A 14,181-nucleotide genomic window follows, 5' to 3' on the forward strand; every position below is an offset into this window, starting at 1 on the left:
GTTTTTTTCGTTTTAGCTTAGCTGTACAACTATTATTTTTTCACTTTAGCATTAGCGAACGCATCGGCAAATGCATTACCCATTAACGCATTACCGTTGTCACGTTTAGGCTTTGCAGCGCGAGGTTGCGAATTATTAGCACGTGCTTGTGGTTTTTGCGTAGCTGGCGCTGCTGACTTATTACTTGTGTCAATGTCGTCATCTAAGCGCATAGTAAAGCTTATACGTTTACGTGCAGCGTCTACTTCAACAACTTTAACCTTTACAATATCACCAGCTTTAACAACTTCACGCGGATCTGATATAAATTTATTCGTGATTGCTGAAATATGCACTAAACCATCTTGGTGAACACCTACATCAACAAACGCACCAAAATTAGCAACGTTTGAAACCACGCCTTCTAAAATCATACCTGGTTTTAGGTCACTAATTTTTTCAACACCGGCTTTAAACTCAGCTGTTTTAAATTCAGGGCGAGGATCTCGACCTGGTTTATCAAGCTCAGTAATAATGTCGGTAACGGTTGGTAAGCCAAACTTTTCGTCAGTGTAATCGTTAGCAGCAAGTTTAGTTAAAAAGTCGCTGTTACCAATTAGGTTACTGACATCTACGCTATTGCGTTCACAAATACGTTTAACAACAGGGTAAGCTTCAGGGTGAACTGATGAGTTATCTAGAGGATCGCTACCATTGTTAATACGTAAAAAACCAGCCGCTTGTTCAAATGCTTTTGGCCCTAAACGCTCAACCTTTTTAAGCTCACTACGTTTAGTAAATGTGCCGTTAGCATCGCGATAATTAACGATATTTTGCGCTAATGTTTTGTTCAAACCAGATACGCGTGTAAGTAGCGGTACCGATGCCATGTTTAAATCTACGCCTACTGAGTTTACACAGTCTTCAACAACTGAAATAAGACTTTGGCCTAATTGGCTTTGCGATACATCGTGTTGGTATTGGCCAACACCAATTGATTTTGGCTCAATTTTAACAAGTTCAGCAAGAGGATCTTGAAGGCGGCGCGCGATAGAGACAGCCCCTCGTATAGAAACATCTAAATCTGGGAATTCATTAGCTGCAAATTCAGAAGCTGAGTAAACCGATGCACCCGCTTCGCTAACCATAATTTTACTAAGCTTAAGTTCGCTGTTTGCTTTCATAAGCTCAGCAACCAACTTATCTGATTCGCGTGATGCAGTACCGTTACCAATCGCAATTAGCTCAACTTTATGCTGACGACAAAGTTGCTCTAACGTACGCACTGATTTATCCCAATGATTTTGTGGTGCATGAGGGAAAATAGTTTGTGTAGCTAGTAATTTACCTGTGCTATCAACAACGGCAATCTTACAGCCAGTACGAAGGCCTGGATCAAGACCTAAAGTAGTACGAGGGCCTGCAGGTGCTGCCATTAATAAATCTTTTAAGTTTTTAGCAAATACGTCGATTGCACCAGCTTCTGCTTTTTCGCGCATTGCTGCAAAAAATTCATTCTCTAGGTGTAATCCTAACTTAATTTTCCACGCCCATTGCACAACGTTTAATAACCAAGGACTTGCCACTTTATATTTAATATCTAAACGGTAATGGTCAGCAATCATGTTGGCACATAGTTGCGCTGAATTTTCAGCGCTAGGCTCTGGATTAACATTTAACTGAAGTACACCTTCATTTCGGGCTCTAAGCATAGCAAGCGCGCGGTGAGAAGGTACTTTTTTGAGAAGTTCTTGATGCTCAAAGTAGTCACGGTATTTTGCACCCGCTTGCTCTTGGCCTTTAATTACAGTGCTTTCAATTGCGCCGTTTTGGCTTATGTGGCTTCTAAATTTAGCAAGTAATTTTGCGTCTTCAGCAAAGCGCTCCATCAAGATAAATTTAGCGCCTTCGAGTACAGCTTTTGTATCTGCAAAGCCTTTTTCAGCACTTACAAATTGATCTGCTTGTTGCTCTGGGTCAAGGTTAGCATCTTTAAATAGTGCATCTGCAAGTGGCTCTAAACCTGCTTCAATTGCTATTTGGCCTTTAGTACGGCGCTTAGCTTTGTAAGGTAGGTATAAATCTTCAAGTTCAGTTTTACTTTGTGCATTAGTTATATCTGCACTTAGCTCTGGCGTTAATTTATTTTGCGATTCGATGGTCGATAAAATAAAACTACGGCGCTCTTCTAGTTCACGTAAATACGATAAACGCTGCTCTAAAAGGCGTAATTGGGTGTCGTCTAGGCCGCCGGTAACTTCTTTTCTGTAGCGGGCAATAAAAGGAACAGTTGCGCCTTCATCAAGTAATTTTGTAGCTGCAACAACCTGTTGCTGCTGTGCGTTTAACTCACCGGCTAAACGTGCAGAGATATCGCTCATGCAAAAACCTTTTTATACAATAAAATAAGACCAGAAGCGTGTTACTGGCGCCGTTAATTGCTTGAATAATATCACAGGAGGTAGTAATAAAAAGCTCTTAAAGCAAGCTATTTCACTTGCTTTAAGATGGTTGGGAGGGGAGTAAATCAATTCAACTAAAAGAGCGCCCTAGTGAGGATGCTCAATGTTTTCTAATACTTCACTGAAAGAGTGAGCAATAGGGCTAATATGTAGTGGAATATGTAATGTTTTAGCTATTTGGCGAGCTGAAATTAAACCACAAATTTCGCTACTTGCTGTTGTTACTAATAAAAACATTACACCTTGATGCTCCATTGTTTGCAGCGCATCACCAATACATGCATAGCTTAAACTTTGCATGCTTACACCTGTAAGTCGGCTAATTGGCGTCATAATATCGCGCAAGCTTACTTCACTTCGTGGGGTATTTAAACGCTCTGCAATAATAGTAATTTTAGAGCTTTGTAAATCGGCGCTAGAAACAAGACCAATCAATTTTTGGTTCTCGTCGGTTACTAAGACAAAATCAGATTGTTGTGCACTAACTTGTTTAAGTGCATCTGTAATCGTTGTTGTATGCTCTGCACGAATAGGCGTTTTTTGAGTAAAGTTATTTACCATTTTTAGCGCTGGAGATGATAAATCAATCAATGGTTGGTCATCTGCAAATGTGCTTGCAATAACGCCGTGAGAAACATTTTGAGTACGTAATTCTTTAAAGTTAGACATAGTAGTCACCTTAGTAGTTATAAAATTTAATTAAGTTGTAAAATAATGAATTAAATTAAATAGCTAGGTGGTCCGCGTTGGTACGCAGTGCTAAAAGGTCTGTTTAGGTTGGTGCTCTTATAAAAAGAATCTACGACATTAGGAAGTGGTTGAGGCGACCTAAAGGTAATAGTATTAACGTGAGAGTCTACGTCAAAATCGAGGTTTGCTTGGTCAGGAATGTCACAAGCAATAAAGTGATTAGATAGTTTAGCGTTATCAAGGTTTACTTCAGTGTTACTGGCATGCAGCGTCAAACTTACACTCATTAAAAGTGCAAACAATACGGCATTATTTAATATGCGCTGTACTATGTTTGACATAACCACGACCTTAATTAACTGCTTTCAAATTAAACAAATCAACTTGAATAATTCAGTTATAGCTTATTGGTTTAATTTACACAATCAAAAGTTAACATGATCTGAATCAAAACTTTTTATTTCTTTTTTTGGTAATCGATACTGTTTACATACCACTGTTTTTTACCCTGAGGAGTAGGTACCTCAAAATCGTCATCTACTTGTTTTTTAATCAGCGCCCGCGCCATAGGTGAGTCTATCGATATGTAGTCTTTTCGGTCGTAAATTTCATCAGGTCCGACAATTCTGAATTTTTTAGTTTCACCTTCTTCGTTTTCAATTTCGACCCATGCACCAAAAAACACTTTTCCATCTTGAACGGGAGAGTAGTCGATGATTTTTAAATCAGGTATGCGTTTGCGTAAATAGCGTACACGACGGTCAATTTGGCGTAGCAAACGCTTGTTGTACTGATAGTCTGCGTTCTCAGAGCGATCTCCGAGGCTGGCTGCCCAGCTTACTATTTTTGTTACTTCTGGGCGTTTAACGTTCCATAGTTGGTCGTGTTCTTGTTGTAATTGTAAGTAACCTTCGCGGGTAACTAAATTTGTTTTCATGGTGAATTCTTTATTAGCTCTAATGGTGTGCACGTTATTAAATTTGCCAAAACTTGTCGAGCGTAAAATGTAATAAAGTACGAGTAAGTAAGCTTTGAAATGTTCAGTAACAATCTAAGCAAGTAATTAGTTTTTGATTATTAAGTTTTTCATTTATATTAACTAGTAATTGGATATAAAAATAAGAAAGAGATTATGGGACACGAAACCACAAAAGTATTAGTTGTTGATGACGATATGCGCTTACGCAGTTTGCTTGAACGTTATTTAGTAGAGCAAGGCTTTATTGTTAGAACCGCAGGAAACTCGGAGCAAATGGATAGACTCCTAGAGCGAGAAAACTTTCACTTAATGGTTCTCGATTTAATGCTCCCAGGCGAGGATGGCTTATCTATTTGCCGCCGTCTACGCCAAAAAGAAAATGAAATTCCTATTGTTATGCTTACTGCAAAGGGCGACGAAGTAGATCGCATTATTGGCCTTGAACTTGGCGCTGACGATTACATTCCAAAACCATTTAATCCACGAGAGCTACTTGCTCGCATAAAGGCCATTTTACGTCGCCGCGCAAAAGAAGTGCCAGGCGCACCTGCTGCTGAAGAAAACTTAATCGCTTTTGGTAAATTTACGCTTAATTTAGCAACGCGCGAAATGAGTGAAGGGGATAAAACAATATCGCTTACCAGTGGTGAGTTTGCAGTGCTTAAAGCGCTTGTTTCGCATCCACGTGAGCCACTTAGCCGCGATAAGCTAATGAACTTAGCGCGTGGCCGCGATTACAGTGCGCTTGAGCGAAGCATTGATGTGCAAGTGTCGAGACTTCGCCGCATGATCGAAGTAGATGCTGCCAATCCACGATATATTCAAACCGTTTGGGGTTTGGGGTATGTGTTTGTTCCCGACGGTGAAAAGTAATATTTATGGGCATGTTTCCGCGCAGTGCTTTTGGACAAACTGTTTTTTTAGTGGCGGCTCTGCTGCTCATAAATCAAATAGTGTCTTATGTTACGGTTAGTTTTTATGTTGTAAAACCAACCATTGAGCAAGTTAACTTGATGCTTGCTAAGCAAATTAAAACAGTATTCATTGACTGGGAAGATGGCGTTGAAATAAACGACGAAGTATCTGCAAAGTTTTTTGAAATTACCGGCATTGAAGTCATGACGCAGCGCGAAGCAATGCGCCAAGGGCTTGGGCAAAGCCGCGAATATTCTATGCTATCGCGCAGCATGACTGAGCAACTTGGTGGTTATTCTCGTGTACGTATTAGCCAAACTGATCCGTTGATTTATTGGGTTGAAGCACCGCAAGCGCCAGGTTATTGGGTAAAAGTACCGCTTAAAGGCTTTAAAGAGAACAACTTAGAGTTTTTAACTTTTTACTTATCAAGTATTGGCTTTTTAAGTGTGCTGGGTGGGTGGTTGTTTGCAAGACACCTTAATAGACCATTAAAAGCACTGCAACAAGCTGCAGTGAAAGTGGGTAAAGGCGACTTTTCTACCAAGTTAGAAGAACAAGGCTCAACAGAAGTAATAGAAGTAACGCGCGCGTTTAACCAAATGTCGCGCGGAATTGCCGCACTTGAAAACGACCGCCGTTTACTAATGGCCGGTGTATCTCATGATTTACGTACGCCGCTTACGCGTATTCGTTTAGCCACCGAAATGATGGTTGATGAAGATGATTATCTTCGTGAAGGTATTATTTACGATATAGAAGACATGAACGGGATTATTGATCAGTTTATTGAGTATCTACGCCACCATAAACGTGAAGAACTAAGTTGCGAAGATATCAATGCTTTAGTTGCCGAGGTTGTCAATTCTGAGCTTCAGCATCAACGTACTATTACGTTTAAAAGTAATCCAAATATAGGCAATATACCGTTAAGCTCTGTGGCTATTAAGCGTGTAATTACCAATATGATTGGTAATGCACTGCGTTATTCTGAGGGCGATATTGAAGTACTTAGCTACTTTAATTCAAACAAAAAGTATGTAGTTATCGCTGTAAACGATAATGGCCCCGGCATTCCTGAAAACGAACTAGAGTCTGTGTTTGAGCCCTTTAAACAAGGCGATGCAGCTCGCGGAAGTGAAGGCAGTGGTTTAGGCCTTGCTATTATTAAACGCATTGTTGATATGCACGACGGTAAAGTAAAGCTAGAAAACCGCCCAGAAGGCGGTTTAAGTGCACAAGTATATTTGCCAATAAAGGTCTTGAATTAATTTAAAAAATACCTAAAGGCGCTTTTAGACTATTGAATTTTAATATCAAGGAATAAATGTGGTTGTTAAGGAAGATGATAAAATATTTTTAGATAGACCAATATTCGTATGGGTCATTTCCGGGTTAATTTTATTTTCTGTATTGTGTTTCTCAGTTGAAACATTACCAGACTTAAGTAGTGAAACAAAAGTATTTTTAAAGTACTCCGAACTGTTAATTGCTGTAATTTTTACTCTTGAATATTTAACAAGGGTTGCCTTATCGCAACGCAGGCTAAACTTTGTTTTTAGCTTCTATGGAGTTGTGGATCTTGTTGCTATTTTACCTTTTTATCTAGCATTTGCTGTAGATTTAAGGACATTACGCTTAATTAGGCTATTAAGATTAGTTCGAGTATTGAAGGTAGTAAGATATAACACTGCTTTACTTCGATTTGCGAGGGCTATTTACTTAGCAAAAGAAGAGTTAGTTATTTTTACAGGGATGAGTTTGGTTTTATTATATCTTTCAGCTGTAGGTATTTATCATTTTGAGCACACTGCGCAGCCAGAGGTTTTTAAATCAATTTTTGATAGCCTTTGGTGGTCAGTTGCCACATTAACTACAGTTGGATATGGCGATATCTACCCTATAACTATTGGGGGACGTTTTTTTACTTTTTTCATCTTAATGATTGGGCTTGGACTCGTAGCTGTCCCCACTGGTATTGTAGCTTCAGCCTTGTCTGCTGTCAGACGCGAAGATGAAGTTAGTTGCAATTTAGAGAACTAAATTAAAGGCCGCTATATTTTACTGCGGCCTTTAATTTCTATTTTAAAGTGCTTTAAAACGAATAGCTGTACCGCCACTAGTGGCTAATTTAAGCGTTAGTTTATCGCTTGCAGTTACAACACGTTTTTCGATAGCTAGATCGTACGGATTGTTTTTCCACTCTGCGCTTTTACCATCTTTATAAATTTGTGCTTCAAACTTTTTGCCTTGCTCTAAAAAGTCGAGTTTTACCTCAATTGTTCTGGCTTTTTCGTCAGTAACAGCACCTAGGTACCAATCGTTTCCTGAGTATTTAGTGCTTTTACGTTCTTTACGAGCGAATACAATAAAGTCGCCTACTTCACCATCAATAGCAATACTTTGCTGCCAATCTGTTGGTACGTCTTGAATGAATTGAAACGCATCGGGCTTAGCCAAATAGTTTTTAGGTAAGTCGGCAGCCATTTGAATTGGGCTATACAAAACAACATAAAGTGCAAGTTGTTTGGCAAGTGTAGTTTGTGGGCGGTTTGTATCGCCTCCTAAACCATTAAAGCTCATATCAAAAATACCTGGCGTAAAGTCCATTGGTCCTGCAAGCATGCGGGTAAAAGCAAGCATTGGTACATGCTCTGGTGGATTAGGAGGTGAACCCCATGCATTGTATTCTTGTCCGCGTGCGCCTTCGCGCGCAATCCAGTTTGGATAAGTACGGCGCAGGCCTGTATCTTTAATTGGCTCGTGAGTATTAATGCTAATTTTATGTTTAGCTGCAAGTTTTACGTTATAAAGGTATTCGTTAACCATAAACTGGCCGTCATGCCATTCGTGGCGAGCAATACCGTTTTTGTCTATACGTTTTATATTTCCGCCATCGGCTACATAACCTGTTTTTACTTGGCTTACGTTTGATTTTTCGTAAAGGGCAAAAGCATCTTCCATTTGGTCACGGTAGTTGCTTACATTGCCTGATGTTTCGTGATGGCCAATGAGCTGTACGCCTTTTTCTTTGCCGTATTGAGTCAGTGCTGCTATATCAAAGTCGTCGTACGGTTTGGTAAAGTTAAATACATCGCCATTAAAATACCAATCGCCATCCCAACCAATATTCCAGCCTTCAACGAGTACGCCATCAAAACCATACTGCGCTGCAAAATCCATATAGTATTTTGTGGTTTGCGTAGTGGCGCCGTGTTTTTTACCGCTACCCCAAGTTTGCGTGTTTATATGCATACCCCACCAAATACCCACGTATTTGCCAGGCTTAACCCACGACACGTCACCGAGTTTATTAGGCTCGTTTAGGTTTAGTATTATATCTGAATTAACTAAGCCAACAGCGCTGTCGGCTATTTGAATGGTGCGCCATGGTGTTTTAAAAGCACCTTGTTTTTTAACGGCGACACCATCTGACCACGGCGTTAAATCTGCAGTAAACGTACCAGAGCGGCGTTGATTAAGCACCATGCCTGCGTAATCAACAAGTGCGGCTTCATGAATACTAATATGAGTACCGTCACTTGTTTTAAACGTAAATGGTGTGTGAGCTAGTGGAGCTTCGTTAAGTGGGGTGGTGTTGTAAACATATTCGTAGCGGTTCCAGCCACGAGCAGGTATCCACCATGCTGTTGCATCATGGCTATTGTTTATAGCAAATTCAGTCAGCTCTTTGGTTATTTCTGTATGTTCGAAGCCGGCTTGTTGTGGCACTTCGTATCGAAAACCTACACCACTATCAAATGCTTTAAATCGAATTGTGTAGGTACCTTTATTTGGCTCATTTTTTGTAAAGGTAACGGCTACTTCGTTATATTCGTCAACAACGTTTTGGCGTTCGCCCCAAGGTTGTTGCCACTGCGAGTTAACGCATTGTTGTTCAATGCTTTTAATTTTAAAGCCGTCGCTAAAAGCTGCTTGTGTTTTAAATTCAAACCCCAGTAAAGATTTGTTTATAACCGCTTTGTTTTTAAATTTTATTGCGTAGCTTGGCGTGTTGTTTTCGTCAGAGATGCTTACTGTTATTTGTGTGTCTGGCGATTTTAGCTCTACGGTTTGTCCGTAGCTATTACTAGCAAAGGCTAAAAGCACAAGTGCTGGTATTCTCATGGTGTGTCCTTAGATGAGTCGGTGGTGACATTTAAGGATAATGACTGTTGATGATTAATACGACTGCTTACATACGTATTCAATGTTTTAAAAAATAGAAAGAATTTGGTGGCTTAATCGGTCTATAATGTAAACAAATTGATAATAGCGACAAGAAAATGATAAAAAGCTTACTTTATGTATTTTTACTAAGTGTTAGTACTGGAGTTTTTGCAGCAAATATTACAATTAAAAATGCTAATAATGACCCATTACCTAATGCTGTTGTATGGCTAACTGCAGGAGACCCCTCTAGCGTTATTCCTCCAGAAGCACCTTATGCGATGACCCAGAAAAATCGAGAATTTAAGCCGCGTATTTTAGTTGTCCCACAAAATGCAAAGGTAGAGTTTCCGAATGCGGACTCAATCATGCATCATGTTTATTCATTTTCTAAAGCCAAAACGTTCGAATTAAAGCTATATAAGGAGCACCCAAAAGCGCCCATTACTTTTGATCAAACGGGTGTTGTTGAGCTTGGCTGTAATATTCATGATTGGATGTTAGGTTATATTGTGGTGGTAGATAGCACTATTTTTGCAATCACTGATGAAAACGGGAATGTTGATTTAAATGCCAATGCAGGCGAATACACGTTAAGTGTTTGGCATTCTGGGTTTAGTGATATTAGTAAGGTTGAATCTCAAACTATTACTGTGGCTACTAACCCTATCACTTATAAAGTAAAGCAGGAAATTGCGGAGCAAATTGATTTTGCTACGGATGAATTTGATGACTATTAATCGCTTAATGAGGCTGGCATTTTTAGCCGGTGCTTTATGTTTTAGTAATGCATTGTATGCACAAGTAAAAGGCTTGATACAAATTAGAGCCGTGCAGGGGGACGATATACGTAGCTTCCAAGAGGGCGGCCTTGGGCTATATCGGCACGATACTAAAAGCGACGAACTTATTTTATCCCAAGGTATTTTAGATTTTAATGTTGATTTAGCATCTAGTTGGTCGGCTCATGGGGTGTTAAATGCGAATCAAGATCCTGATGTTGGCCTTGGTTTTACACAGGCTTATATAAAGTATCAGCCGCTATCTAACAGCAACTATAAATGGCACATGCGCGTGGGGGGCTTTTACCCACTTATGTCGCTTGAAAATCCTGATATAGGGTGGACGTCTCCTTATAACTATACAAACTCAGCTATTAATAGCTGGATAGGCGAGGAAGTACGCACTGTTGGCGCAGAGGTAACTATTAAGCGCCCAGCAAAACGTTTCAACAGCGCTCATAGCTTTAGTTTTGTAGGTGCTACATTTAAAGGCAATGATCCTGCCGGTACTTTACTTGCGTGGCGTGGTTTTGCATTACACGATAGGCAAACTACATTTAACGAAAGTATTAAATTTGCGCCTATAGCGGCATTAAATGCATACGAATTACGTTGGCAGGCTAATCAGGTTTTACCGTTTGAAGAAGTAGATGGGCGTTTTGGCTATTACGCTGGCGTACATTGGGATTACTTAAAAAAATCACAATTTCGAATTTATTATTACAACAATAATGGCGACCCAACCACACTTAATATTAGTACAGGGCAGTATGCTTGGGATACTCGCTTTACAAGCGCCGCTTGGCTTTATAAGTTTAATAGTAAAACACGTTTAATAGCACAGGTACTTAATGGTAAAACTGAAATGGGCAGTAACGCATTAATTGATAATGCTTTTTATAGCCATTATTTAATGCTGAGCCATAAAGAAGGCAAGCATCGAGTTTCTGTACGTTATGATTATTTTAAAGTTACTGACAACGACACCACTGCGTTTGACCCTAATGCAAGTAATGGGGAAGGCTTAACAGCAACATGGCGCTACCAGCTTACTAATAAACTACAAATAGGGGTTGAAGGTTCTGCACTTAAAAGTGTTGCAAAAAATAGAGAGCCAATTGGATTTAATGAACGAATCTCGCAGCAGCAAATAATGCTAAATGCGCAATGGCGTTTTTAAAAGTATAAAAAAGGGAGCATTTAAATGCTCCCTTTTTAGTTTAATAAAATTGGTATAGATTATTTTTTATCAAAAGCGCGTTTCATGTAGTTAGGTGTAGCGAGTGCACCATGATGAATACCGCTGTTGTAGTATTCACTTTGCTCAGCTATTTGTGCTGCGCCGTCTTCTCTGAAACCGTTAAATGTCTCTGATTTACGTGCAAGTGTTACTGACCATAAACCGCTTGGGTAAATTGGTTGTGGAAATGGTAATGTTTGTAAATCGTTAAAGCCTACGCTTAACATTGCTTCGCGCATTTCAACTAATAATGGCATGTGCATAAGTGGTGATTCACTTTGTTGTACTAAAATACCACCTGGGCGCAGTGCATCTAAACAGCTTGTGTAAAACGCATGGTTAAATAAACCCTCACCTGGACCTACCGGATCTGTGCCATCAACAATCACTACGTCGATAGATTCGCCAGCGGCTTCGCGCATGTATTTAATACCGTCGTCAAACATAACAGTTGCACGGGCGTCGTTATTAGATTCACAAAGCTCTGGGAAGTATTTTAACGACATTTGCGTTACTACTTCGTCGATATCTATTTGCGTTACAGTTTCTACGCCTGGGTGTTTTAATACTTCGCGTAAAGTACCGCAGTCGCCGCCGCCAATAATAACGACGTTTTTAGGGTTTGGATGCGCTAAAAGTGCAGGGTGGCTGATCATCTCATGATAAAAGAAGTTTTCGCGGGTTGTTACCATAGTACACCCGTCGATGATCATTAAATTACCAAAGTCTGTGGTTTCAAACATTTCTACCTTTTGAAAAGGAGACTGTTTTTCATCTAACTTTTTATTAATACGTAATGAAAATGCGCTGCCATCGCGGTCGCTAATTTCAGTAAACCACTTACTTTGATCTAAATTTGCCATAGTTACTATTACACTTTTTAGGTTGAGTATGAAAAAGGGGCAATTCTGCCAGTGCTTGGCTTTTTGCTCAATGACATTTTAACTGATTTGACGAATAAAGTTAGTTAGGAGTGAGTGAAAGTTCAATTTTTGTTAGCCTAGTGGATAGTGACGTATTAAAATGCGCCTTTATACCTAATTGACTAAAGAAGAGTTGCCATGACCTGGGGTTTAGAAACAGCACGCGCCACTTATAACGTTGCTCATTGGAGTGATGGTTATTTTGATATTAACGCACAAGGCGAACTGGTGGCTTACCCAGATGGCGACCAAACAAAACCGGCCATTTCTTTAACGCAATTAACTGAGCAGTTTAAGCAGCAAGGTTTAACGCTGCCGGTTTTAGTACGCTTTACCGATATTTTAAAAAATCGTGTAGACACCCTTACTAACGCGTTTACGCAAGCGCGAGCAAATCGTGAATATAACGGTAAATACACCTGTGTTTACCCAATTAAAGTAAATCAGCAACGTTCTGTAGTAAGTAAACTATTAGCGCATCCAAGCGGGCTTGTTGGCCTAGAAGCAGGCTCAAAGCCAGAACTTATGGCTATTTTGGGTGTAGCAAAAGAGCCAATCACAATAGTGTGTAACGGCTATAAAGACAGTGAGTTTTTACGCCTAGCGTGTATTGGTCAAGCAATGGGTCACAGCGTAAAAATTGTGGTAGAAAAGCTTTCAGAACTGACCACACTACTTGAAGAAATAGACAACCTAGGCATTGAACCGGCTATTGGTATTCGCATTCGCCTAAACTCAGTAGGCAAAGGCAAGTGGCAAAACACGGGCGGCGAAAAAGGCAAGTTTGGTTTAACAGCAGGCCAAGTACTAAGTGCTGTTGAAGTGCTTAAAAAGCATAATAAGCTGCACTTAATGCAAATGGTGCATTTTCATATTGGTTCTCAAATTGCCAATATTCGTGATATTCACCGTGCTTTACGTGAATGTGCACGCCACTTTGCTGAGCTTACACAATTAAACGTACCGTTAAATACCGTTGATGTGGGCGGCGGCTTAGGCGTTGATTACGAGGGCTCTGGCTCGCGTAGTGCGTGTTCAATGAATTACACCGTAGAAGAGTATGCGCGTAACGTAGTGAATGCATTTGCAGAAGTGTGCGATCAGCATAACCTTACGCATCCGGCCATTATCACCGAGTCGGGGCGTGCTTTAACTGCTCACCATGCGGTATTAATTACCGATGTAATTGACGTAGAAAAAGCGCCTAATCATTTAAATCCAGAGCCACCGCTTGAAAATAGCGCATTAGTGCTTGATGAAATGTGGCAGTGTTTACAGCGTTTGAACCCGCGTATGGCACTGGAGATTTATCACGACGCTATGCACTTATTTAGCGAAGCGCACGATCAGTACGTGCATGGCTTAGTAAGCATGCTAGAGTGGGCGAAAATAGAGCAGCTTTACTTTACTATTTTACATCGTGTGCGGGCATCACTTAGTAATAACGCGCGCGCGCACCGTGAAGTGCTCGACGATTTAAACGAAAAGCTTGCTGATAAACTCTTTGTTAACTTTTCATTATTTCAGTCGTTGCCTGATGTATGGGGTATTCAGCAGTTGTTTCCTGTTATGCCAATCGAAAACTTAACTCAGCCACTTACTCAGCGCGCAATTATTCAAGATATTACCTGCGATTCTGACGGGCAGATTCGTGAATACGTTGAAGGCGCTGGTATCGAAACCAGCCTACCAATACCAGAATATAAGCATGGCGAGCAATACCACATCGCTATGTTTATGGTAGGCGCGTATCAAGAGATTTTAGGTGATTTACATAACCTATTTGGTGACACTGATTCGGTGCACGTAGAGCTTAACGACGATGGCTACGTGTTAACCAATGCTATAAAAGGTGATAGCGTTAAGGATGTATTAAAGTTTGTTGACTATGATAGCGCCATTTTAGCTGACAACTTTGCGTACCAAGTTAATAAACTTGATGTATCGACGCAGTGTAAAGAAGGTTATTTAGCTGAGCTTAATGCAGGCCTTGAAGGCTATACCTATTTTGAAGATTAATTTGTAAGCAACTGAATGCGCA

The 14,181-nt window shown here is 40.2% G+C and carries 12 protein-coding genes; 6 read left to right on the forward strand and 6 right to left on the reverse strand.

The genetic code is table 11. The features are described from left to right. Positions 1–32: 32 nt before the first annotated feature. The 4 genes from GQR45_RS17355 to greB all read right to left on the reverse strand — a co-directional run bounded on the left by GQR45_RS17355 (position 33) and on the right by greB (position 4,068). A complete protein-coding gene (locus GQR45_RS17355) occupies positions 33–2,360 on the reverse strand; it encodes a Tex family protein (protein WP_165726597.1) in 2,328 nt (775 codons plus the stop codon). A gap of 168 nt (positions 2,361–2,528) precedes the next feature. Beyond that, the gene (locus GQR45_RS17360) at positions 2,529–3,110 is read right to left on the reverse strand and encodes a CBS domain-containing protein (RefSeq protein ID WP_024594284.1); all 582 of its coding nucleotides are present in this window, start codon (positions 3,108–3,110) and stop codon (positions 2,529–2,531) included. Positions 3,111–3,160: 50 nt separating this feature from the next. Continuing rightward, positions 3,161–3,472, reverse strand: coding sequence for a hypothetical protein (locus GQR45_RS17365; protein WP_007584977.1), 312 nt, complete (start codon positions 3,470–3,472; stop codon positions 3,161–3,163). A 116-nt stretch (positions 3,473–3,588) separates the two neighbouring features. Then, complete coding sequence (gene greB / locus GQR45_RS17370; protein ID WP_007584978.1) at positions 3,589–4,068, reverse strand: transcription elongation factor GreB; 480 nt, start codon at positions 4,066–4,068, stop codon at positions 3,589–3,591. A 195-nt stretch (positions 4,069–4,263) separates the two neighbouring features. On the opposite strand from greB, the gene ompR reads away from it, so the two are divergent. Genes ompR through GQR45_RS17385 form a run of 3 tightly spaced genes read left to right on the forward strand, consistent with a single transcriptional unit; the run spans position 4,264 to position 7,068 of the window. Further along, positions 4,264–4,983, forward strand: coding sequence for a two-component system response regulator OmpR (gene ompR / locus GQR45_RS17375; protein WP_002959552.1), 720 nt, complete (start codon positions 4,264–4,266; stop codon positions 4,981–4,983). Positions 4,984–4,988: 5 nt separating this feature from the next. Next, on the forward strand, positions 4,989–6,296 hold the full coding sequence (envZ, locus tag GQR45_RS17380; protein ID WP_024594283.1) for a two-component system sensor histidine kinase EnvZ: 1,308 nt from the start codon (positions 4,989–4,991) through the stop codon (positions 6,294–6,296). A 58-nt stretch (positions 6,297–6,354) separates the two neighbouring features. Next, positions 6,355–7,068, forward strand: a complete 714-nt coding sequence (locus tag GQR45_RS17385) for an ion transporter (protein ID WP_024594282.1) — start codon at positions 6,355–6,357, stop codon at positions 7,066–7,068. Positions 7,069–7,110: 42 nt separating this feature from the next. On the opposite strand, the gene GQR45_RS17390 is transcribed toward GQR45_RS17385, so the two are convergent. Continuing rightward, a complete protein-coding gene (locus GQR45_RS17390; protein WP_165726598.1) occupies positions 7,111–9,153 on the reverse strand; it encodes a glycoside hydrolase family 97 protein in 2,043 nt (680 codons plus the stop codon). A gap of 158 nt (positions 9,154–9,311) precedes the next feature. On the opposite strand from GQR45_RS17390, the gene GQR45_RS17395 reads away from it, so the two are divergent. Beyond that, positions 9,312–9,935 carry a methylamine utilization protein gene (locus GQR45_RS17395; protein WP_165726599.1) on the forward strand — a complete coding sequence of 208 codons (624 nt, stop codon included), beginning with the start codon at positions 9,312–9,314 and terminating at the stop codon, positions 9,933–9,935. Next, a complete protein-coding gene (locus GQR45_RS17400; RefSeq protein ID WP_007584984.1) occupies positions 9,925–11,157 on the forward strand; it encodes a hypothetical protein in 1,233 nt (410 codons plus the stop codon). The genes GQR45_RS17395 and GQR45_RS17400 overlap by 11 nt, the downstream gene beginning before the upstream one ends. A gap of 59 nt (positions 11,158–11,216) precedes the next feature. Here GQR45_RS17400 and speE read toward each other — a convergent pair whose 3' ends face one another. Continuing rightward, positions 11,217–12,080: a polyamine aminopropyltransferase gene (gene speE / locus GQR45_RS17405; protein WP_165726600.1), complete on the reverse strand. Its 864-nt coding sequence runs from the start codon at positions 12,078–12,080 to the stop codon at positions 11,217–11,219. 198 nt (positions 12,081–12,278) lie between these two features. Between speE and speA the strand changes: the two genes are divergently transcribed. After that, complete coding sequence (gene speA, locus GQR45_RS17410; RefSeq protein ID WP_007584591.1) at positions 12,279–14,159, forward strand: biosynthetic arginine decarboxylase; 1,881 nt, start codon at positions 12,279–12,281, stop codon at positions 14,157–14,159. The last annotated feature ends 22 nt before the right edge of the window (positions 14,160–14,181 follow it).

Origin of the sequence: Pseudoalteromonas sp. SA25 (assembly GCF_011378705.1) — a bacterium.
Taxonomy (GTDB): Bacteria; Pseudomonadota; Gammaproteobacteria; order Enterobacterales; family Alteromonadaceae; genus Pseudoalteromonas; species Pseudoalteromonas arctica.

Coding starts and splice junctions, on each gene's coding strand:
- GQR45_RS17365 (WP_007584977.1), bottom strand. CDS start 3,472: ATGTCAAACATAGTACAGCGCATATTAAATAATGCCGTATTGTTTGCA.
- ompR (WP_002959552.1), top strand. CDS start 4,264: ATGGGACACGAAACCACAAAAGTATTAGTTGTTGATGACGATATGCGC.
- greB (WP_007584978.1), bottom strand. CDS start 4,068: ATGAAAACAAATTTAGTTACCCGCGAAGGTTACTTACAATTACAACAA.
- GQR45_RS17355 (WP_165726597.1), bottom strand. CDS start 2,360: ATGAGCGATATCTCTGCACGTTTAGCCGGTGAGTTAAACGCACAGCAG.
- GQR45_RS17400 (WP_007584984.1), top strand. CDS start 9,925: ATGACTATTAATCGCTTAATGAGGCTGGCATTTTTAGCCGGTGCTTTA.
- envZ (WP_024594283.1), top strand. CDS start 4,989: ATGGGCATGTTTCCGCGCAGTGCTTTTGGACAAACTGTTTTTTTAGTG.
- GQR45_RS17360 (WP_024594284.1), bottom strand. CDS start 3,110: ATGTCTAACTTTAAAGAATTACGTACTCAAAATGTTTCTCACGGCGTT.
- GQR45_RS17390 (WP_165726598.1), bottom strand. CDS start 9,153: ATGAGAATACCAGCACTTGTGCTTTTAGCCTTTGCTAGTAATAGCTAC.
- speE (WP_165726600.1), bottom strand. CDS start 12,080: ATGGCAAATTTAGATCAAAGTAAGTGGTTTACTGAAATTAGCGACCGC.
- GQR45_RS17395 (WP_165726599.1), top strand. CDS start 9,312: ATGATAAAAAGCTTACTTTATGTATTTTTACTAAGTGTTAGTACTGGA.
- speA (WP_007584591.1), top strand. CDS start 12,279: ATGACCTGGGGTTTAGAAACAGCACGCGCCACTTATAACGTTGCTCAT.